Source organism: Marinobacter sp. F4218 (genome assembly GCF_019443085.1).
GTDB classification, from domain to species: Bacteria; Pseudomonadota; Gammaproteobacteria; order Pseudomonadales; family Oleiphilaceae; genus Marinobacter; species Marinobacter albus.
Map to the genome: position 1 here is coordinate 19,781 of NZ_JAHZIL010000003.1, position 21,590 is coordinate 41,370.

Annotated in this window: 21 protein-coding genes; 9 read left to right on the plus strand and 12 right to left on the minus strand. The window is 58.0% G+C overall.

The genetic code is table 11. The annotated features are described in order from the left end of the window. Positions 1-99 precede the first annotated feature (99 nt). Together K0B93_RS03985 and K0B93_RS03990 are read left to right on the plus strand one after the other, a co-directional pair. Positions 100-1,974 carry a propionyl-CoA synthetase gene (locus tag K0B93_RS03985; RefSeq protein WP_219865982.1) on the plus strand — a complete coding sequence of 625 codons (1,875 nt, stop codon included), beginning with the start codon at positions 100-102 and terminating at the stop codon, positions 1,972-1,974. Positions 1,975-2,289: 315 nt separating this feature from the next. Beyond that, positions 2,290-2,499, plus strand: a complete 210-nt coding sequence (locus K0B93_RS03990) for a cold-shock protein (RefSeq protein WP_008169155.1) — start codon at positions 2,290-2,292, stop codon at positions 2,497-2,499. A 93-nt stretch (positions 2,500-2,592) separates the two neighbouring features. Here K0B93_RS03990 and leuA read toward each other — a convergent pair whose 3' ends face one another. Beyond that, positions 2,593-4,287 (minus strand): 2-isopropylmalate synthase, encoded by a 1,695-nt coding sequence (gene leuA / locus K0B93_RS03995; protein ID WP_219865983.1) that lies wholly within the window; start codon positions 4,285-4,287, stop codon positions 2,593-2,595. 148 nt (positions 4,288-4,435) lie between these two features. On the opposite strand from leuA, the gene K0B93_RS04000 reads away from it, so the two are divergent. Beyond that, entirely contained in the window at positions 4,436-4,933 is a 498-nt protein-coding gene (locus tag K0B93_RS04000) for an Lrp/AsnC family transcriptional regulator (RefSeq protein WP_219865984.1), read from the plus strand. Between the two features lie 209 nt (positions 4,934-5,142). Beyond that, a complete protein-coding gene (locus K0B93_RS04005; protein WP_219865985.1) occupies positions 5,143-6,876 on the plus strand; it encodes a proline--tRNA ligase in 1,734 nt (577 codons plus the stop codon). Positions 6,877-6,932: 56 nt separating this feature from the next. Here K0B93_RS04005 and murB read toward each other — a convergent pair whose 3' ends face one another. From murB to K0B93_RS04050, 9 genes are all read right to left on the minus strand, one after another. Continuing rightward, positions 6,933-7,958 (minus strand): UDP-N-acetylmuramate dehydrogenase, encoded by a 1,026-nt coding sequence (gene murB / locus K0B93_RS04010; protein WP_219865986.1) that lies wholly within the window; start codon positions 7,956-7,958, stop codon positions 6,933-6,935. After that, a complete protein-coding gene (locus K0B93_RS04015) occupies positions 7,955-8,434 on the minus strand; it encodes a low molecular weight protein-tyrosine-phosphatase (protein ID WP_219865987.1) in 480 nt (159 codons plus the stop codon). Before K0B93_RS04015 ends, murB begins: the two co-directional genes overlap by 4 nt. Next, positions 8,434-9,219 (minus strand): 3-deoxy-manno-octulosonate cytidylyltransferase, encoded by a 786-nt coding sequence (gene kdsB / locus K0B93_RS04020; RefSeq protein ID WP_219865988.1) that lies wholly within the window; start codon positions 9,217-9,219, stop codon positions 8,434-8,436. The genes K0B93_RS04015 and kdsB overlap by 1 nt, the downstream gene beginning before the upstream one ends. A gap of 25 nt (positions 9,220-9,244) precedes the next feature. After that, entirely contained in the window at positions 9,245-9,433 is a 189-nt protein-coding gene (locus tag K0B93_RS04025; protein WP_219865989.1) for a Trm112 family protein, read from the minus strand. Between the two features lie 19 nt (positions 9,434-9,452). After that, entirely contained in the window at positions 9,453-10,481 is a 1,029-nt protein-coding gene (gene lpxK, locus K0B93_RS04030) for a tetraacyldisaccharide 4'-kinase (RefSeq protein WP_219865990.1), read from the minus strand. Further along, positions 10,478-12,256 (minus strand): lipid A export permease/ATP-binding protein MsbA, encoded by a 1,779-nt coding sequence (gene msbA, locus K0B93_RS04035; RefSeq protein ID WP_285367831.1) that lies wholly within the window; start codon positions 12,254-12,256, stop codon positions 10,478-10,480. Before msbA ends, lpxK begins: the two co-directional genes overlap by 4 nt. Beyond that, complete coding sequence (locus K0B93_RS04040; RefSeq protein WP_219865991.1) at positions 12,253-12,678, minus strand: ExbD/TolR family protein; 426 nt, start codon at positions 12,676-12,678, stop codon at positions 12,253-12,255. The genes msbA and K0B93_RS04040 overlap by 4 nt, the downstream gene beginning before the upstream one ends. Before the next feature lie 5 nt (positions 12,679-12,683). Then, positions 12,684-13,310, minus strand: coding sequence for a MotA/TolQ/ExbB proton channel family protein (locus K0B93_RS04045; protein ID WP_219865992.1), 627 nt, complete (start codon positions 13,308-13,310; stop codon positions 12,684-12,686). A gap of 72 nt (positions 13,311-13,382) precedes the next feature. Then, a complete protein-coding gene (locus K0B93_RS04050) occupies positions 13,383-15,719 on the minus strand; it encodes a DNA internalization-related competence protein ComEC/Rec2 (protein WP_219865993.1) in 2,337 nt (778 codons plus the stop codon). A gap of 189 nt (positions 15,720-15,908) precedes the next feature. Here K0B93_RS04050 and K0B93_RS04055 point away from each other — a divergent pair, with 189 nt between their 5' ends. Next, positions 15,909-16,454, plus strand: a complete 546-nt coding sequence (locus K0B93_RS04055) for a DUF2062 domain-containing protein (protein WP_219865994.1) — start codon at positions 15,909-15,911, stop codon at positions 16,452-16,454. Here the strand turns inward: K0B93_RS04055 and lolD are convergent. Beyond that, entirely contained in the window at positions 16,442-17,152 is a 711-nt protein-coding gene (lolD, locus tag K0B93_RS04060; RefSeq protein WP_219865995.1) for a lipoprotein-releasing ABC transporter ATP-binding protein LolD, read from the minus strand. The genes K0B93_RS04055 and lolD overlap by 13 nt on opposite strands. Beyond that, a complete protein-coding gene (locus K0B93_RS04065; RefSeq protein ID WP_219865996.1) occupies positions 17,145-18,386 on the minus strand; it encodes a lipoprotein-releasing ABC transporter permease subunit in 1,242 nt (413 codons plus the stop codon). The genes lolD and K0B93_RS04065 overlap by 8 nt, the downstream gene beginning before the upstream one ends. A gap of 121 nt (positions 18,387-18,507) precedes the next feature. On the opposite strand from K0B93_RS04065, the gene K0B93_RS04070 reads away from it, so the two are divergent. The 4 genes from K0B93_RS04070 (at position 18,508) to K0B93_RS04085 (ending at position 21,590) form a co-directional block, all read left to right on the plus strand. Continuing rightward, positions 18,508-19,095 (plus strand): PilZ domain-containing protein, encoded by a 588-nt coding sequence (locus K0B93_RS04070; protein ID WP_219865997.1) that lies wholly within the window; start codon positions 18,508-18,510, stop codon positions 19,093-19,095. A 108-nt stretch (positions 19,096-19,203) separates the two neighbouring features. Then, on the plus strand, positions 19,204-19,506 hold the full coding sequence (locus K0B93_RS04075; RefSeq protein ID WP_219865998.1) for an outer membrane protein assembly factor BamE: 303 nt from the start codon (positions 19,204-19,206) through the stop codon (positions 19,504-19,506). A gap of 111 nt (positions 19,507-19,617) precedes the next feature. Then, complete coding sequence (locus tag K0B93_RS04080; RefSeq protein WP_324123946.1) at positions 19,618-20,670, plus strand: agmatine deiminase family protein; 1,053 nt, start codon at positions 19,618-19,620, stop codon at positions 20,668-20,670. Further along, positions 20,667-21,590, plus strand: coding sequence for a carbon-nitrogen hydrolase (locus tag K0B93_RS04085; RefSeq protein ID WP_219866000.1), 924 nt, complete (start codon positions 20,667-20,669; stop codon positions 21,588-21,590). The genes K0B93_RS04080 and K0B93_RS04085 overlap by 4 nt, the downstream gene beginning before the upstream one ends.

Below are 21,590 nucleotides of genomic sequence, written 5' to 3' on the forward strand. Positions count from 1 at the left end.
CGCAACTAAGCCAATGGTCTACTAGTCCATGATTTCAAACGGCCTAGAGTTGTTCAGAAAGACAACAAAACAACAATTAGGCAGAATGAGGTGGAATGTATGGACTACCACTCCGAGTTTCGGCGTTCGATTGCTCAACCGACCGACTTCTGGCGTGAACAGGCAGAGCAAATCGAATGGATCGAACCGCCTAAAACCATCTGGACACCGACTGACAATGGTCACGGACAATGGTTTCCAGACGGCGTTCTGAACAGCTCCTATGTCGCCCTGGACGCGAACATTCTTGCCGGACGTGGCGACCAGACGGCACTCATCTACGATTCTCCGGTCACCAGCACCAAGCGCGCCTACACCTATCAGGAACTGACCGATGCGGTAGCCCTGTTCGCTGGCGCACTGACCGCCAGGGGCATTTCCAAGGGTGACCGGGTCATCATCTACATGCCGATGATTCCGGAAGCAGTCATCGCAATGCTCGGCTGCGCGCGCATCGGCGCAATCCATTCCGTGGTTTTCGGCGGCTTCGCCTCTCACGAACTGGCGGTACGGATTGACGATGCCAAGCCCAAGGCCCTGATTACCGCCTCCTGCGGCATCGAGATAAACCGGGTGATCGAATACAAGCCTTTGGTGGACAAGGCAATTGAACAGGCCGACCACAAGCCGGATAGCTGCATTGTGTATCAGCGCCCTCAAGCCAACGCCGAATTGCACCCCGGCCGGGATTTTGACTGGAATGAGTCCGTCGCCGCTGCGACGCCCGCAGACCCTGTGCCCGTCAAGTCCACAGACCCGCTGTACATCCTGTACACCTCCGGCACAACCGGAAAACCCAAAGGAGTGGTTCGAGACAATGGCGGGCATGCGGTCGCACTGACCTACAGCATGAAACTGGTTTATGACGCCAATCCGGGCGACGTATACTGGGCCGCCTCCGACGTAGGCTGGGTGGTTGGCCACAGCTACATCGTATATGGGCCGCTGTTCGCTGGCTGCACAACCATCCTGTACGAAGGCAAGCCGGTGAAAACCCCCGACGCCGGAGCGTTCTGGCGCGTGGTTCAGGACCATGGTGTGAATCTTCTGTTTACGGCTCCTACCGCTTTTCGTGCCGTTCGCAAGGAAGATCCGGAGGCCGACCACCTGTCCCGTTATGACGTAAGTTCACTGAAACGAATCTTTCTTGCCGGCGAACGCCTCGATCCACCGACCTACGACTGGCTGAACGAGCACACCAATCTGCCGATTCTCGACCACTGGTGGCAGACCGAAACCGGTTGGGCAATCTGCTGCAACCCCGTTGGCATCGAGATGATGAAAACCAAACCGGGTTCGGCGACCGTGCCCTCGCCCGGCTTTAACGTGCAGGTCGTGGGTATGAACGGGCGCCAGATGCCAGCCGGCGAGCAGGGACAGATCGCGGTCAAACTGCCGCTACCGCCAGGGTGCCTGCTAACCGTATGGGGCGACGATGCCCGTTTCCAGAAAAGCTATCTCGAACCCATTCCGGGTTATTACAGCTCGGGTGATGGCGGCTTCATCGACGACGATGGCTACGTCTTCATCATGGGTCGGACAGACGATGTCATTAACGTGGCCGGACACCGGCTTTCGACTGGTGAAATGGAGGAAGTGGTTGCCTCGCATCCAGCCATTGCCGAATGCTGTGTTGTGGGTGCCCACGACGACCTCAAGGGCCAGGTGCCGGTTGGATTGGTGCTTATCAAAGACGGAGCGACCATCGACCACGACGAGCTCGAGGATGAACTGGTCGAAATGGTTCGGGAAAAGATCGGTGCCATTGCCTGTTTTCGCAGGGCTATAGTGGTTGATCGGTTACCCAAGACCCGGTCGGGCAAGATTCTCCGACGGGTCATTCGCCAGATTGCCGACGGAGAGCGGTACACGGTCCCCAGCACTATTGACGATCCCGCGATTCTGGACGAGATCAGCGAGCACTTCCGAGGCTGAATCCCGTCCAACAGAAAACCTCCCGACCTCCTTCAGGAGGCTCGGGAGGTTTTGCATGCCCATTTGTTCAAATGATTGTTTTTAAAACACTAAAAACCCTCTTGAAACAAGCAAAAAAAGCGTTGACGACCCCCAATCTCGGTCTATACTGAAATTGCTGTGAAAATACAGCGGTATTTGGTGAAAGCGCTATAACGTCCTGCCGAAGTGCTCTTCGTTGCTCCTTCCTCAGTACTCTCTGGATTTCTCAGCATGGATTCCATAAGGAATATGAAGGTCCCGTGAGGGCAAATTTCAGAAAGACAGGAAAGATCAATGTCCGATACAAAAACCGGCCACGTGAAGTGGTTTAACGAGTCCAAAGGCTTTGGCTTCATCGCTCAAGACGGTGGAAGTGACGTCTTTGTTCACTACAGTGCAATCAATGCAAGCGGTTTCCGTACCCTGACCGAAGGTCAGCAGGTGCAGTTCACCGTGACGCAGGGACCGAAAGGCCCGCAGGCGGAAAACGTAACCCCGGTTTGAGGTTACTGCTTCCGTCCTTTGCCCCTCACGGGCATGGGAAAATCAATCAGCCGGCACTCGTGCCGGCTGATTACGTCTGGAACCTGTGATTGATCACGCACCGACGGTGTCCGTAGTGGTCCGCGGAGCCGGCATCTCGGCACCGACCACTTGCGCAACCGCCGAGAAAAGAGCCTGCAACGTCGCTGAGGTGGTGTCTTCCGCCAGAGCCGCCGCACTGCAATGCCGTCCGCCCGCCATCAGGCGAATACACGCCAAGGCATTCGCATTGGTGCCCTCACCGAGTGCGAACTCGTCATAAGCCTCTACAGCAATTGAAACCCCGAACTCGCGCTCCAGTGCGTCGGATACCGCTTCAACAGCACCCAAGCCACGCCCCTTCAATGACAAGGGTGTCGAACCGGAACCGACGGTGACATCGGCTTGAACGCCTTCCGAATCACGATGCAGGTCATAGGCACGCAACGCCCAATCATCATGAACCTTCAGGTAGCGATCCTCGAACAACCGGTGAATCGTAAGGGAATCGATCTCGCCACCATTGGTTTCGGCTTCCCGTTGCACCATCTTGCTGAACTCGATCTGCAACCAGCGCGGCAGGCTGATGTTGTAATCCCTCTCCAACACGTAGGCGACTCCACCCTTGCCGGACTGGCTGTTGATTCGCACTACTTCCTCGTAGCGACGCCCCACATCGAACGGGTCAATCGGCAGGTAGGCAACGTTCCAGAGTTCACCTGGTTCGCGTCGGGCCAGGCACTTGCGAATAGCATCCTGATGGCTACCGGAAAATGCTGTGAAGACCAGCTCTCCTGCATAGGGGTGACGGGGATGGGTTGAAATCTCGGTACAGGCTTCAACCACTTCGGTGATCTCGGCCATTCCCGACAGATCAAGAGTCGGATCGATACCCTGGGAATACAGATTCATGGCCATGGTAACCAGGTCCATGTTTCCGGTGCGCTCACCGTTGCCCATCAGGGTACCTTCCACTCGGTCAGCACCCGCCATGACCGCCAGTTCGGCGGCAGCCACCGCACACCCACGGTCATTGTGGGTGTGCACACTGATGCTCAGGTGTTCGCGGCGCTGGATATTGTCGCAAATCCATTCAATCTGGTCGGCAAACACATTCGGCGTTGCCATTTCCACGGTCGCAGGCAGGTTGATAATGACCGGCTGCCCCTGATCCGGACGCCAGACCTCGGTTACCGCATCCACCACTTCGGCCGCAAAGTCCAGTTCCGTTCCGGTGAAACTCTCCGGAGAATACTGGAATGTCCATTCGGTCTCCGGGTGTCGGGCCGCAATGTCGCGCACCAATCTGGCACCCTTCACGGCAATGTCCCGGATACCCGCCCGATCAAGGCCAAACACCTGCTCACGCTGAACCGTGGAGGTTGAGTTATAGACATGGACGATGGCCCGCTTGGCGCCTTGCAGCGCCTCGTAGGTGCGTTCGATCAACTCTGGCCGGGCCTGGGTCAGAACCTGGATTTTCACATCCTCGGGGATTCGGTTTTCCTCGATGAGTTTGCGACAGAAATCAAAGTCGGGCTGACTGGCGGCCGGAAACCCAATCTCGATTTCCTTGAAACCAAGCTTGACCAGCAGGTCAAACAGCCGTTGTTTTTGGGCCACCGTCATCGGCTTGACCAGCGCCTGATTACCATCCCGAAGATCAACCGCGCACCAGGTCGGAGCGGTTTCGATGACTTTGTCAGGCCAGCGGCGATCGGTTTTTCCTACGGGCTTGAAAGCAACGTATTTACGGTAATCAAAAGCCATTTGAGTCAGTCCTTGCGGTTACCAATGGAGAGTCTTGCAATAGTTTTAATAGGTTAACGTTAAAACGCGAGCATATGATTGCTATTTCAGCCCCTCAGGACTACTTTTAGCTATATCATGCTTATTACCTCACGGAAATTGACATTATATGGCCGGAAAACAAGAAAGACTTATTAAAATCGATAAAACCGACCGCCGAATCCTTGAGCAGGTACAGCAGAACGGCTCGCTGACCAACCAGGAGCTCGCTGACAAGGTGGGACTTTCGCCCTCCCCCTGCCTGCGTCGCGTCAGGGCTCTGGAGGACGCGGGCATCATCGTCCGTACGGTCACCATTCTGGACCACAAGAAGCTTGGCCTGTCCCTTACCGCCATTATCCTGATCGGTATGGACCGGCATACACCGGAGCGGTTCTCCGCTTTCGAAGAGCAGGTCGCCCAATACCCGGAGGTGCAGGAGTGTTACCTCATCACCGGTCAGGACGCCGATTACATGCTGAAGGTTGTGGTGCCTGACATGGATCACTACCACCACTTCCTGTTGAACCGGATTACGCGGATTCAGGGTGTCAGTGGCGTACATTCCAGCTTCGTTCTGAGAAGGGTCATAGACAGCACCTCGCTTCCTCTGGGCTACCTGACCTGAGAGCACGAACAAGTCACTCTGGCTGCCGGCATCGCAGGGCGCGCAGCCAACATCGCCGTTTCGTCGCTCCCCGTCTGTACCTTGGCAGGCTGGCTCCGTACAATAACGACCTCTTTATGATAAACAGAGCCTGCGCAGGCTTCGGCGGACCATTCACCGCCTGTCGATTAGGCTGACAACCCCCTGATTTGAACCAAACGGAAGACACGATGCGAGCAAGCCGCTACCTGATTGCAACCCAGAAAGAGACACCGGCAGACGCCGAGATTATCAGCCACCAGCTCATGCTGCGTGCCGGCATGATCCGCAAACTTGCGGCCGGACTCTACACCTGGCTGCCAATGGGCTTGCGGACGCTACGCAAGGTTGAGCGAATTGTTCGTGAAGAGATGGACAAGAGCGGAGGCCAGGAAGTGCTGATGCCGGCGGTCCAGCCCGCGGAACTGTGGGAAGAGTCCGGGCGCTGGACCCAATACGGTGGCGAACTGCTGCGCATGCAGGACCGCCACGGGCGGGATTTCTGTTTTGGCCCGACCCACGAAGAAGTGATTACCGACCTGATCCGTAACGAGCTGAACAGCTACAAGGAGCTGCCGGCCAACTTCTACCAGATCCAGACCAAGTTCCGGGATGAGCGCAGGCCCCGTTTCGGTGTCATGCGGGCCCGGGAATTCATCATGAAGGATGCCTATTCGTTTCACCTAAACGGCGAATCGCTGGATGAAACCTACCAGGTCATGCACCGCACCTACTGCGCCATTTTTGACCGCTTGGGGCTGGATTACCGTCCGGTCCAGGCCGATTCCGGAGCCATTGGCGGCAGCGCGTCCCACGAATTCCACGTACTGGCTTCCTCCGGCGAGGACGACATCGTGTTCAGCACCGACAGTAGCTATGCCGCCAATATTGAGAAAGCCGAGGCGGTGACACCGACTGGCGAACGGGCAGCTCCGTCCGAAGAACTGAAGGAAGTCTCCACGCCGGGGCAGCGGACGATTGAAGCCATTTCCGAATTCCTAGGCGTGGATGCTACCCGCACCGTCAAAACGCTGTTGGTTAAAGCCGAGGCGGACGAAGGCGAAGACGCCGGCCTCATCGCCCTGATCCTGCGCGGCGATCACAGCCTGAATGAAATCAAGGCCGAAAACCTTGCCGGCGTTGCGGAACCACTGACCATGGCCACGGATGAGGAAATCGAGAAGGTAGTAGGCTGCAAGGCCGGCTCGATTGGTCCGGTGAATCTGAATGTGCCGATTGTAGTGGATCGCAGTGCGGCTCATCTCGCGGATTTCGTCTGCGGCGCGAACAAGGAGGACTTCCACCTGACCGGAGTGAATTGGGATCGCGATGTTGCAGCTACCCGGGTCGAGGACATCCGCAATGTTGTCGAGGGTGACCCGAGTCCGGATGGTAAAGGCACCCTGGAAATCCGCCGGGGCATTGAGGTCGGCCACATCTTCAAGCTCGGCAACAAGTACAGCCAGGCCATGAATGCCACCGTGCTCGATGAAAATGGTAAAAGCGTTGTTATGGAGATGGGGTGCTATGGTATCGGGGTTTCCCGCATCGTCGCCGCGTCCATCGAACAGAACCACGATGACAAGGGCATTATCTGGCCAGATGCGATTGCTCCTTTCCAGGTGGCGATCGTCACCCTGAACGCCCACAAGTCGGCCCCCGTTGCAGAGGCTGGCGAAAAGCTCTACGAACAACTCCGTCAGGCGGGATATGACGTACTGCTGGATGACCGCAACGAGCGCCCCGGCGTGAAGTTCGCCGACATGGAATTGATTGGCATTCCCCACCGGATTGTGGTTTCCGATCGCGGTCTCGCGGCCGGAACGCTGGAATACAAAGGACGCCGCGATGCGGACAAACAGGATATTCCGGTTGCCGAAGCCCTGCCCTTCCTGATCAACGCGTCACCGCGCAAGGGTCTCTGAAGCCGGGGCTGACGGGGTTCGTGCGGGCGCTTGCCGCCTGCACGAACCCAGGATCGCTATCCCACGACACCGGGTTCCATTTCGAGCTCCACTCCGAACTTGGCCCTAACCGTTTCCCGTATTTTTCCTGCCAACTCCAGAATGTCGCGTCCAGTACCGCCTGAATGGTTAATGAGCACCAGCGCCTGGCGATTATGAACACCGACTCGACCGTTCCGGAACCCTTTCCAGCCGCACTGGTCAATCAGCCAGGCAGCCGCAAGCTTGACGCCTTGGGGTTGCTTGTAACCAACGATATCCGGATAGGTAGACTGAAGACTTTTGTACTCGGCCGACGGCACCACGGGATTCTTGAAAAAACTGCCGGCATTGGGGATGAGGTCCGGGTCGGGCAGTTTGCGACGCCGAATGGCCATGACAGCCTCAGCGACATCCGTGGCGCTCAGCTCCGACCGGGGGCGCTCACCAAGGTACTCCTCCAGATCCCGGTAACCCAATTGCAATGGCTTGTCCCGGGAGAGCCTGAGGCGAACCTCGATGATCGCATACCGACCGGGCGACTGTTTGAACAGACTGTCCCGGTACGCAAAACGGCATTCGTTATTGGATAACCTGACCACTTCACCGGTCCTGCGGTCCAGCGCCGTGACTGACTCCAGGGTATCGCACAACTCCACACCGTACGCACCAATATTCTGAACCGGAGCCGCACCTGCGGTTCCCGGAATCAGGGCCAGGTTCTCGATCCCCCGATACCCGGCTCCGGCAGCATAGAGTACCGCTTCATGCCAGTTTTCACCGCCGCCCAGAACCAGCGTCGCCTCGTGGTTCCTGGCGTGCTCCCAATAGCGGCCACGAACACAGATCCGGATGACCAGCCCGTTGAAGTCGCCGTTAAAGACAAGGTTGCTGCCGCCGCCGAGAATCAGAACGCTGGCACTGTGGTTCGCGGCCCAGGCCAACGCCTCTTTCAACCCGTCGGCGTCCTCCACTTCCCAGTAAAAGCGGGCAACCGCAGGTACATGCAGGGTGTTGAGATCGCCAAGCTGCACATGCTCCCTGGGTTCCGCTGTCAGACTCAAGCCAGACGCTCCCGGATCTCGGCCAGCAACCCTTCTCCAGCCTCATGAATCAGATCCAGAACGAACTCGAACCCCTCTGCACCACCATAGTAGGGATCGGGCACCTCCTGATGAGAGGACTGACCGTAGCTCAGAAACAGGGCGGGACGGGTACCACCAATGCGATGCCAGACGTCGGTCACGTCCGACAGGTTCTGTTGGTCCATCACCAGAACATAATCAAAGACTTCCAGATCGTCAGCAACAAACTGACGGGCCCTCAGCGTGCTGATGTCGATACCTCGCTTGCGGGCGGCCTGCGTCGCCCGGGCATCCGGAGCCTTGCCGATATGCCAATGCCCCGTTCCGCACGAGTCGATTTCGATCCGGTCTTCCAGCCCCGATTCTTCGACCAGGGCACGGAACACGCCTTCAGCGCTGGGAGATCGACAGATATTTCCCAGACAGACAAAAAGAACCCTCACCCGCTCTGTCATTATCCTCTCCCCGAATCCAGCCACGCCCTGATCCGCTCCAGGTCTGCCTCGGTATCAACGCCGGCTGGGGGCTTCTCGGTGGCCACATCCACGTGAATAAGCGCTCCGTTGTACAGCGCCCGAAGCTGCTCCAGAGACTCGACCTTTTCGGTGGGGGCCGGAGCCCAGTTTACAAATTGCCCCAGCACACTGGCGCGGTAACCATAGATCCCGATGTGGCGGAAGTAACCGACACCATCCGGCAGCGAGATGTCTGCTCCGGCCAGCGGGTTGCTGTCCTGCCAACGATCCCGGGCCCAGGGAATCGGGGCGCGGCTGAAATAGTGGGCCATACCCTGGTGATCAAAGACGACCTTGACCACGTTGGGATTGAAGACGTGATCAACGTCATGAATACGCTCACAGAGGGTGGCTATTGCGGCATCGGGATAACGCTCGAGATTGTCTGCGACCTGATTGATCAGGGCCGGTGGAATAAGTGGTTCATCCCCCTGAACATTGACCACACGGTGATCTGCCTCAAACCCCAACTTTCGCGCAACCTCTTCCAGTCGATCGGTACCACTGGCATGATCCGGTGACGTCAGGACCACGTTGGCACCGAAACGTTCGCAGGCCGACCGAATGCGTTCATCATCTGTCGCTACGACCACCCGGGAGGCACGGCTTTCCAGCGCCCGTTCGTAAACATGCTGCACCATGGGTTTGCCGGCAATTTCTGCCAGGGGTTTCCCGGGCAATCGACTGGACGCGTATCGGGCCGGGATGACGACGGTAAAAGACATGGGCGTAGAATCCTGAGCTGGTGACTTAGCGCTTATCGAGACGCTCGTCCGTCGTGAGTGTCCGGGCTTCGCCCGCCAGCATTACCGGAATTCCCTCCCGAATCGGAAAGGCCATGGCGTCCTGATAGCAGACAAGCTCGGTGCGAGCATCATTCAGCTTCAGATCGCCCTTGCAGACCGGGCAAGCCAGCATTGCCAACAGTTTTTTATCCATGATGTTTTCTCACCAACGATTAAGAGAGTATCTGCTCGGAATCTTGCCGGATTCTGGAGAGCACGGCCCCAATGAACTCCGGATCCAAACGCGCCTGGACTGAAAACACCCAGACATTGTCTTTAGCGAAGCCTTGGCATTTCACCGCATCCTTGGCCGTGATGACAACCCACCGACCGCTCTCGGCGTCCAGGTCACTCGCCCTGAAATCATGATGATCCGGGAAAGCCGTTCCTTCGACAACCGCGCCGAGGCTTCGCAGTGTATCGAAAAACCGTTCAGGATTTCCGATTCCAGCCACAGCCCGCACGTGCCGCCCTGTGAGGTCGCTTAACGGACGGGATTCTCCGGTTTTCAGATTGGTCAGCGAAGACGGTTCGAGTGCCATGGTAAAAATTTGCGGGTGCTCAATACCCTGGAATGACTCAATGTGCCCTCCTTCCTCGAAATCACCGCCATTAACGACGACAAAGTCCACGGAGGCAAGACGGGAGACGGGCTCGCGAAGTGGTCCGACTGGAATGAGGGCTCCGTTGCCCGTCCCACGGACGCCATCAAACACGGCGATTTCTATGTCCCTTGGGAGCGCGTAGTGCTGCAGGCCGTCGTCACTGATCAGAATGTCTCCGAGGCCCTGCTCGAGGGCCCAGGCGGCACCCCGCCGACGCTGGGGGTCCACCACCACCGGTGTGTTGGTAGCGCGGGCCAGCATTACCGGTTCATCCCCCGCCTGCGACGGTTCGCTGTCACCCTGCACAAGCAACGGATATTGGGCGGCTTTACCTCCATACCCGCGGCTGAGCACCACAGGACGCCATCCGGCCGCCCGGAACTCGGCCACCAGCCGTGCCGTCAGTGGAGACTTCCCGGTGCCGCCGGCAGTGATGTTGCCAACAACCACTACCGGTACCGGCAACACCTCGTCCCTGGCATCCCAGGCCTTGCGGCGGCGAGAGGCAGTGATCGCCTGAAAGATCCAGCTCAACGGGGCGAGAAACCCCAGGGGACGCCCCGTGCCATACCACAGCCGGTCGATCAGGGAACTCATGCCGATTCGCTGAACTGCATCTGATGCAACTGGGCGTAGGCACCGCCCGCTGCAAGCAACTCTTCGTGGCGGCCTGACTCAATAATTCGTCCATTGTCCATGACCAGAATCCGGTCCGCTTTCTCGATCGTGGACAGTCGATGTGCAATCACGAGCGTGGTCCGGCCTTTCATCACCGTCTCGAGAGCGTCCTGAATGTGACGCTCGGATTCTGTATCCAGAGCCGACGTTGCCTCGTCAAGAATCAACAGCGGCGCATCTTTCAGCAGTGCGCGGGCAATCGCAAGACGCTGGCGCTGACCACCGGATAGCATGACGCCATTATCACCAATCATCGTGTCCAGTCCGTCGGGCATGCGGTCAATGAATTCCAGAGCGTGGGCCTTGGCGGCCGCCTCGCGAATGTCCTCGCGGGTACAATTCCGAAGCGCACCGTAGGCGATGTTGGCGGCGATGGTGTCATTGAACAGCACAACATTCTGCGTCACCAGGGCAATCTGGGCCCGCAACGCCTTCAGAGAATAGTCTCGAAGAGAATGGTCATCAATCAGGATGTCGCCGCCGGTGTACTCGTAGAAGCGCGGCAACAGACTGACCAGAGTCGATTTTCCACTCCCGGACCGGCCAACAAGCGCCACGCTCTGCCCTGCGGGGATGGTTAGTGAAATGCCCTCCAGCACGTTGTCGAGCTGATCGCGGTACCGGAAAGAGACATCCTCAAACCGGATAGTGCCCTCGACTCTGGTCGGCGCAAAGGTGCCTGGATCCTGTTCCGGGCGCTCATCGATGGTTTCGAACACGTCGTATGCCGCGGCAACGCCCTTCTGGATCTTGGCATGAACCGACGTAACCTGCCGGATGGGCTTGGCCATGGTAGTCGCTGCAGTAATAAAGGCGACCAGTTGACCCGTGGTCATTTCACCGCGAATCTCCGGTGCAAGCATGGTCCAGACCAGCGCGGCGATGGCGATCGCCACCAGTACCTGGATAATAGGAACGCTGATCGCCTGGGTCGATGCCATCTTCAGACTTTGCTTGAGGTTGCGATCATTGACTTCGCGGAAACGTTGCTGCTCGTAGTCCTCGCCACCAAATGTCCTAACCACCCGGTAGCCGGCAATGGATTCTGACGCCACATGAGTTATGTCCCCCATGGAGCCCTGGATACGTTTGCTGATCTTGCGGAAACGCTTGCTGGCATAACTGACGACGGCGCCGATAATGGGACCGACAGCCAGGAAAATCAGTGTGAGCTTCCAGTTGGTGTACAACATAAAACCCATCAGCCCCACAATCGTCAGGCCTTCCCGAAGAGTGATGGTCACCGCATTGGTGGTCGCTTCGGCGACCTGCTCCACGTTGAACGTGAGCTTGGAAACCAGCCTACCGGCTGCGTTGTCGTCAAAATAGCGAGATGGAAGGGTCAGCAGACGATCGAAGACATCATTGCGCAGGGCATTGATTACTTGCCGACCAACGTAGTTGATGAAGTACTGGCTCATGAACGTGCCCAGCCCCCGGAAGGCAAATACCCCGACAATCACCAATGTCAGCAGCAGCCGGTTCCCCTCGGTCGGATTCTCAATGGCGGCGATCACGTACTCCATAGCCGCAGCCATGCCGGTGGATGCAGCCGCATAGATAACATTACCAACCACGGCCAGCGAGAACGCCAGCCAGAAAGGTTTCACATACGCCAACAAGCGCTTATACGTTTCCCAACTGCCGGACGGTGTTTCCAGGACCGGCGCGGGAAGCGGTTCAGTACTACTCACGGGCTCTCAGCCTCCCGCTCGGTGGTAATGCTCAGTTTGGCAAATCCGAGCCTGCCGGCAACGTCCATGGCACGTACCACAAATTCGTGGGGCGTGCGGGCATCCGCAGTGATGATGAATGGCAGCGAATTATCGCCTTCGGCCAGCTCCCGAATGCCCCGTTCCAGAGTCTCACGGCGATTGTTCACCAGCGTCCGGTCGTTCAGGATGTATTGGCCTTCCGCGTTGATCACCACGTCAATCTGTTTCACCTCTGCGGGCGACGCGGGCTCACCGCTGGCTTCCGGAAGCTCGACCTGTAGGTGGCTTTCACGGGTAAAGGTGGTCGAAACCATAAAGAAAATCAGCAGCAGGAAAACCACATCGATCAGTGGTGTCAGATCTACCGCAACCTCCTGACTTCTCTGGCGCTTGAACTTCACGGTGTTCAGGCTCCTTCCACGTCGATTTCGCGGTCTCCGTGCACTACCTCAACCAGCTTGATGGCTTCCTGCTCCATACTGACCACCAGTTCGTCTACCCGGCGGATAAAGTACCGGTGAGCAATGAGGGCCGGAATCGCAACGCTGAGCCCGGCGGCGGTTGTGATAAGCGCCTCGGAAATACCACCGGCCAGATTACCGGCGTTGCCTACGCCGGCCAGCTGAATCTCGGCGAAGACCTTGATCATGCCTATAACGGTGCCCAAGAGACCCAGAAGCGGTGTGATTGTCGCCACAGTACCCAGCGGATTCAGGAACCGTTCCAGGTCGTGAATAACCTGACTCGCCTCATGCTCAATGCTCTCTTTCATGATCTCACGGCCGTGCTTGGCATTTAGCAGACCACCCGCCAGGATCCGGCCCATGGGTGAGGACCCCTGGAGCGCCTTCAGCTTGCGACCGTTGAGCTCTTTCTTCTTGATCCAGCGCCACAACTCGTTGACGGTCTGGGGTGGAGCGACCCTGGATGCGCGAAGGGTCCAGAAACGCTCCATGATGATGGCTAGCGCCAGAATGGAACACGCAACAATTGGCACCATCAAAATGCCACCGGCTTTCAACAGCTCGAACACGCTCGGTCTCCCTGATAATTTACAAGCCGCGCTACTTTAGCATAGCTGCCGTTGGAGGCCACACCCGTTATGTCACGGTATTTTGCATGCGGCCCGCGCCTGGTCGGCACCGCTGATCCAGAATGGCGCATCGTGTCGCTTTTCTTTGATGGTCAGGCTGTTATGGGCAATGGCCAGAACCAGCATGCCGGAACAGGCAGTACTGAAGGATCGACTACCCAGGGCCCGGTAGCGGGCTGTCACCGTTGGATGGGGATGCCCGAATCGATGGCGGTACCCCGCCGAGTAAATGACCACATCCGGGCTCAGCGTATCCACCCAGGCCAACGACGAAGATGTTTTGCTGCCGTGGTGGGGAGCGAGCAATACCCGGGTCGTTCTGGGCTGCGCCCGGGCAGCCTTGTTCAGGTGAGTCAGGTAGCGGGACTCTACAGCCGCACTGATATCTCCCGGAAAAACCCACTCGATGCCTGAGGCCCGGTGCTGAAGCCTCATCACACAGGACGCATCATTGCCCTGATTTGCGACCGGTGCCTGCCAATAGCTGACCTCAAGCTCTCCGAGAAACTCACTGCGGCTCAAACATGGAACCACCGGAAAACCGGACGAGGCTCCGAGCTTCGCCCAGACCTCCGCCACTTCACCCGTCACCACCTGCCCGATCACCAGCGAATCTGCCAGCAATGCCAGACCGCCGGCATGATCGCTGTCCGCGTGGCTGACCACAAGCGTGTCGATACGATGTACCCCCAAGGCTCTCAGCTCAGGCAAAAGCGTGGATTCTACCGATGAAAACACGCCGGGAACCGCAGGCCCCGTATCGTAGAGGAGCACCTTATCCCCCGAGCGCACCAGTACCGCCAATCCCTGCCCCACATCCCAGATCCGTACTTCGGGCTTGGACACGGGGATGTTGGTCGACGGCGCCGGCAACCAGGATAATCCCAGCCATGAGAGGATGGCGATGATCCCGGCCACACGATAACCACGCAATGGCATACAGATCATTGCGAGAACAAGGAACGCCAACACAACGACCTCCAGCGACCCTGCGCGGAGATCCGGTGACGGCAACTGCGCCAATGCAGAGAGCAAGTACCAGAGCACGTCCAGTACCGCATCGAATGCAACAGTCACGACGCCGGAAACAATGGGCACAGCTGCCGTCAGCAGTCCGCCTATAACCAGGACAGGCATTACCACTGTGGAAACCAGCGGAATGGCAATCAGGTTTGCCAGCCCGCCAATCAGGGGCTGCCCCTGCCCAAACACCTGAAGCACCGGCCAGAGCCCCGCGAACACTGCACACTGAGCAACCAGCAGTGCCCGGAACCACCCGGATACGCCAAGGGAACCGGCAAAGGCGCAGATCAACACCGACACAGCACCGAACGAGAGCCAAAAGCCTTGATCCAGGGGGGCAAATGGGTCCAGAAACAGAATCGTGGCCAGTGCAAGGACCAGCGAATGCCATGCCGGTCTCTGCCGGGCGAACAGCAATGACCAGCCACCAACCATCACCATCAGCAAGGCTCGGCGGGTCGGGACCGTGAAGCCTGCAGCCAGCGCGTACACCAGACAACACAGCATCACTGCCCCGAATAAAAGTCGACGCCGAGCCGCTTCCCCCAGGTGCGACACTGGCAGGACCAGCAATAACCGCTGGAAAACCAATCCCGCGCCGAGCGCAATCAGCCCCAGATGAAGGCCTGAGATGGCAACGAGGTGCACCGTTCCGGTTGCCTGAAGAATCTGCCAGTGGGCATCCGTCATATTGCCCCGATAGCCCACCAGCAGCGAGGCAATCAGCGGCAGGTGTTCGGCATCGGCAAACCGTCTCTCAACCCAGCGGGCCAGTTCAGTGTGGGCCCGACTGTAGTGACAATGGAGACCACAAAGGACTGAGTCGTCCGGTTCGGCAGCGCGCACCGTACCTGTGGCACGGTAGCCTTTGCGGAACAGCCAGTCCTCGTAACGAAACCCCTGGTCATTGAGGGTTCCGTGGGGCCGTTTCAGGACAACGTCGAGCCTGAGCCGATGAGCGGGCAGCTTTGACACCTTCGCCCCGTACCAGGCGAGCCGAACCATTCGGGGCATTGGACGCGCCGCAGCCTTTTGCTTTGGCAGGCCATGCCAACCCGTGACACAAAGACTGAAGCGCAGGCTGTGAAAGTTCCCGGGCGAGGGCACGTCACACACGTAACCGGACACCGAGACCTTTCGGCCCTCGAACTCCGACGGCAAATGCTCGCTTAAGCGTTGGCTCGCGTGCCAACCTGCCCAGCCTGTGCCAGCACTCAGTGCAAGAATCACAAAGGCGCCGCGCCGGACGATGCCGGAGCGGGATAGCAGTGCAATGCAAAAAGAAGTGATAAAGCCCACCAGGAACCATTCTGGTGGTGGCAACATCGACAACCGATACAGTAAGATAACGCCGCAAGAGAAGGCGAAAACGCCCGCAACTGCTATACCGTGCCCACCAAGGGGCCGGCCTTGAATGTTTGAACTTCCGGACAATCCTTGTCCTCCCGGTTTGAGATATCACCGGCAGCATCCTTGCTACCGGGTTTTACACTCTTTCGACAGGCAGAGCTTCCAATGCCAAAGAAGTTCATGAAACGCTATCTGCCAACACCAGAGAAGGTGCAAGCGATGAAATCGCTGCGCTTCCTTGGCGATATCCTTCATGAACCAAACTTGTGGCACATAAACCGACACAGCGTCGCCCGCGCCTTCCTGGTCGGCATCTGGTTCTGTTTCATTCCGATGCCCTTCCAGATGCTCGGCGCTACCCTCTTCGCCATCTGGTTCAATGCCAATCTGCCGCTTTCCGTAGTGCTGGTGTGGATCAGCAACCCGGTTACCATGCCGCCGATTTTCTACTTCAACTACAAAATCGGCGCCTGGATCCTTAACCGCCCCGTACTGAACTTCGAATTCGAGCTTTCCTGGGCCTGGATCAGCGAACGGCTACTGGACATTGGTATTCCGCTCTACCTCGGATCACTGATCATCGCCACCGTATCAGCCTGCGTGGCTTACCTCGTGATCCAGTTTCTCTGGCGTCGGAAGATTCGCTCGGATTGGCAGGTACGGCGCCTGGAGCGGATCAGGCGCCGCGGGACCGCGGATCAACCTTCCTGAATCAGCCGCCCCTGCTCCAGTCGCAAAACCCGGCCGAGGCTTCGGGCCATCCTCATATCGTGGGTCACCATAACGAATGAGATACCCAATTGATCGCGAAGAGATTCGATCAGTTCACGCACGCCTTCACCGGTGTGCTCGTCCAGGTTACCAGTCGGCTCATCCATCAGGACGCATTGCGGCTCGTTGACCAGCGCCCGGGCAATGGCAACACGCTGACGCTCCCCCCCGGAGAGCTCACCCGGCTTGTGGGCCAGGCGCTCCGCCAGCCCGACCCGGGACAGCAGTTCTTTCGCCTTTTCCCTGGCATTACTGACTGCCATGCCACCAAGTGCACAGGGCATCATGACGTTCTCCAACGCGGAGAATTCCGGCAACAGATGATGAAACTGGTAAACAAAACCCAGATGGCGATTGCGGAAACGCGCCCTACCTGCCTCGGAAAGCCGGTGAATGTCTTCTCCGCAGATGGTGATCTGTCCGGATGAAGGGCGATCCAGCCCCCCGAGCAAATTCAGCAGGGTCGTTTTGCCGGCACCACTGCTACCGACGATGGCAACTGTCTCTCCCGCCGCAACCTCCAGGGAGATATCGGAGAAGATGGTCAGTTTCTCCGGCCCCTCGGTGTAGGTCCGTGTGACCTGACGACAATCGATCACCGGCCCCGACTCCTCTGACATCACGCTTTCCTTATTCATATCGCAGTGCCTCCGCCGGATCGACTCTCGATGCTCGCCACGCAGGATAGACAGTGGCCAGCAGGCTCATGGCAAGACCGGCTCCACTGATGATATAGACATCCTGCCACTGCAACTGGGAGGGCAGATAACTGATGAAATACACATCGGCGCTCAGGAACTGGTGTCCCAAAGCGTCTTCCAGCCAGGAGATGAAGCCGCTGATGTTCAAGGCGCCAACCACCCCGAGCGTTGTGCCGATCAATGTTCCGAACACTCCGATAACCGCGCCCTGAACAATGAAGATTCGCATGATTCGCCCGGGCGTGGCGCCCATGGTTCGCAGAATCGCGATATCTGCGGTTTTGTCAGTCACTACCATCACCAACGTCGAGACAATGTTGAACGCAGCCACTGCGACGATAAACATCAACAGCAAGCCGATCATGGTCTTTTCCATCCGGATGGCCTGGAATAGATTGCCATGGGTCCGCGTCCAGTCGGAGATGTAATAACGTCCCTCCAGCATTCGCGCCGCCTGCTCTGCTACCTTGGGAGCGGCAAACAGGTCGTCCACCAGCAGCCTCACTCCGAGGGCCTTGCCCCCTGTACGCATCAGCTTGGAGGCATCATCCATGTGCACGAGCGTGTAGTTGCCATCCAGTTCGGCGCCCACACTGAAAATGCCTTTGACGGTGAATCGCTTGAGCCTGGGCAACACGCCTGCCGGCGTTACCGAGGCTTCCGGCAGGACCACGGTTACTTTGTCGCCCATCTTGAGCCGAAGACTGGCTGCCATCAGGCGGCCGATGATGATGCCGAACTCACCCGACCGGAGATTGTCCAGACTGCCCTCGATCATGTGTTTCTCAATGATCGAAACCGTCTTCTCCTCCTCAGGCAACACGCCATTGAGCATGACACCACGAACATTGCCACCGCCGGTGACCATGCCCTGCCCCTGAATAAACGGGGCAGCAGCCAGCACACGCGGATGCTCCTGAACCTGCTGATCGACTGATTCCCAGTCCTGGAGCGGTCCGGAGCCCTCAATGACTGCGTGGGGAACCATGCCGAGGATCCGCTGTTTGAGTTCCCGATCGAATCCGTTCATGACCGAAAGCACGATGATCAACACCGCGACACCCAGCATCAGGCCAATCATGGAAGTTAGTGATATAAAGGAGATAAAGTGATTACGACGTTTGGCCGCGGTGTACCGCAAGCCGATGTAAAACGATAAGGGTCTGAACATGGGGAGGCGCCTGTCGCTACCTTCAGGTCTGTCGTGGTCTGGTTTTCCCAACCGTCTTCCAGCGACGGGGGAAACTGCTAAACTGTTCTATATCAATGAAATTTCTGTTTCCGGAGCCAGGATGCCGTCACACAATACGCCCAGCGAACCGGTGGAGTATACCTCCGAACGCCGGGATTTCTTCCGTATCGAAGATCGAATCGGCCTGGAAATCCGAAGGCTTCCATCGCAAGCATCGCCCGAGGAAGGCGCCTTTGACGGCGACCACCTTGAAAGTCTGAAAGCCGAGTTCCGTCGACTGGATCAGGACATAAGGACCCAGCTTGCCAGCCTCGCTGAACGAGACCGCCTTTTGACAGGATTGATCAAGTCCCTGAATGGCAAGCTGGATACGCTTGCGCGCATTATGGCCTTTGAGCAAAATCCGTTGCAACCGGAAGACTGGCGGGAGGTAACCCTGAGTGAGGGCGGGCTGGCCTTTTCCTGCGCCCCTCCGCTTTGGGCGATCGGTGATCGCCTTGCCATTCGCATGACTTTGCCCCCGGAGCTATTCCAGCCACAGGCGATCGCCCAGGTGATTGACGTGCAGCCCGACAACACTGGCGGCACAAGGGTCCATACCGAGTTCGAACGCATTCAGGACAGTGACCGCCAGCAGATTGTGCGGCATGTGATGCGCTGGCAGATTCGGCAGCGGCAAAAAGAGTAAGCTTTGGAAAAACAGGTGACTTTTGCCTGTTCTTTTAAGATATTACGCTTTATCCATGTCCTTCCGAACGAACCCCGGGAGGTACCAGGCATTAATGGAGATCACGCAATGAGAAAAAACAGAATAATACTCGGCACCCTGGCTCTGGCAGCAGCACTTACCCTCGCGCCGGCGAGCGGCCTGTTAGCCGAACAGCTCAGTATTCCGGTGGGTTCGCAGGCCGATCGCGAATTCGTCAGCACCCCGGAAACCGGTATGAGCCAGGATGCCGTCCGGGCGACCTGGGGTGAACCGCTTGAGGTGATGGGCCCCGTGGGCGAGCCACCCATCACTCAATGGCATTACCGGAACTTCATCGTTTACTTTGAGCACGACCGGGTGCTCCATGCCGTGCTCAAGCCCAATCGCTGAGCGGTAACAAAAAACAACACCTGGCAACTAGCAAATTCCCGGCACAGACCCTGACGCTGCGCCCCACCGTTAGTTAGAATGGCGGCTTTTACGACTCAAGGTGACTGTAAAGTGACATCCAGACGTGTGTTGCCCGCTGAATGGGCTCCGCAAAGTGCAGTAATGCTGACCTGGCCCCACCCGGGAACCGACTGGGCCGACGTCCTGGACCAGGTGGAGCCGGTTTTTACAGACATTGCCAAGGCCGTCCTGCGCTTCGAGCACTTGCTCATCAGCTGCGAACACGTTGTCCGGGTCCAGGAACTGGAGCGGTTTCTTAACAGCTATGCTGAGGAACACGGATTCCCCGGCCGGGTTATCGCCGTTCCAGCGCCGGCAAATGACACCTGGGCAAGGGATCATGGCCCCCTGACGGTGCAGACCGAAGACGGCCTCGCGCTCCTCGACTTTCGCTTCAATGCCTGGGGCGGCAAGTTCCAGTGGGAAAAGGACGATGCCCTCAACCGGCACCTGGCCAACGCCGGCGCCTTTGGAGCAACGCCTCTCCAGCCGGTCGACTTCGTACTGGAAGGCGGTTCGATTGAATCCGATGGCCAAGGCACCATTCTCACCACGAGCGAATGCCTGCTGACTCCAACCCGTAACCCCTCCCAGGACCGGACAGCCATCGAACGCCTCTTGGCCGAGATGCTTGGGGCAGATCGCGTTCTCTGGCTGAATCATGGCTATCTTGCCGGAGACGACACCGACAGTCATATAGACACGCTGGCCCGCTTCTGTGCGCCGGACCATATCTGTTACGTCGCCTGTTCCGATGCTGCGGATGAACACTACAGCGCCCTGGCCGCCATGGAAGAGGAGTTGCAGGAATTCCACCAGCGTGATGGCAGCGCCTACAGACTGACGGCCCTGCCGTGGCCTGATCCGATCTACGACGAGGATGGCAATCGCCTCCCCGCGACCTACGCCAATTTCCTGATTATTAACGGCGCGGTACTGGTGCCCACCTACGGGGTCGGTCAGGATGCCGAGGCCATCAACGTCCTCAAACAGGTGTTTCCGGATCGTGAAATCGTCCCCATCGACTGCCGGCCACTGATTCTCCAGCACGGGAGCCTCCATTGCGTCACCATGCAGATTCCGGCAGGAGTAGTCTCTCCATGAGCAGCATCGCCACCCCCCGATTCCTTAACCTGGCTGCGGTCCAGCAGGCCTGCACTGACGATAAGACCGCCAGCCTCGCCACAACCGAAAAGCTTGTGAGGGAGGCAGCTACCAACGGTGCGGAACTGGTTGTCCTGCAGGAACTTCACGCCACCCTGTATTTCTGCCAGACCGAAGACACCGAAGTTTTCGAACTGGCCGAACCCATTCCCGGGCCAACCAGCCAGAGGCTTTCCGATCTCGCGCGGGAACTGGGCATCGTCCTAGTTGGTTCCATTTTCGAGCGTCGGATGAACGGTGTTTATCACAACACCGCGGTCGTCTTTGAGAAGGACGGATCCCTCGCCGGCCTTTACCGTAAAATGCACATCCCGGACGACCCGGGGTTCTACGAAAAGTTTTACTTCACGCCGGGCGATGCCCAGTTCAACGACGGGCGCAGTGGTTTTACACCAATCAACACGTCCGTTGGCAAGTTGGGGGTACTGGTGTGCTGGGATCAGTGGTATCCCGAAGCCGCTCGACTGATGGCGCTGGCCGGTGCCGAGATCCTCATTTATCCAACGGCCATTGGCTGGGATGTGACAGACGACCCGGAAGAACAGGCGCGACAGTTAGAGGCCTGGGTAACCGTTCAGCGGGGACATGCCGTCGCTAACAACCTCCCGGTGGTTGCCCCGAACCGCGTCGGAACAGAACCGGACCCCTCCAAACAATCAGACGGCATCCGTTTCTGGGGCAACAGCTTCATCTGTGGCCCACAGGGCGAATTCCTTGCCCGCGCCGACGAAGAAAGCGAGTGCATTCTGGCCACCACGCTCGACCGAACCCGCAGTGAATCGATTCGCCGTATCTGGCCGTATCTGAGAGACCGTCGTATCGACGCCTACGGCGACATTCTCAAACGCGTGAGGGACTGA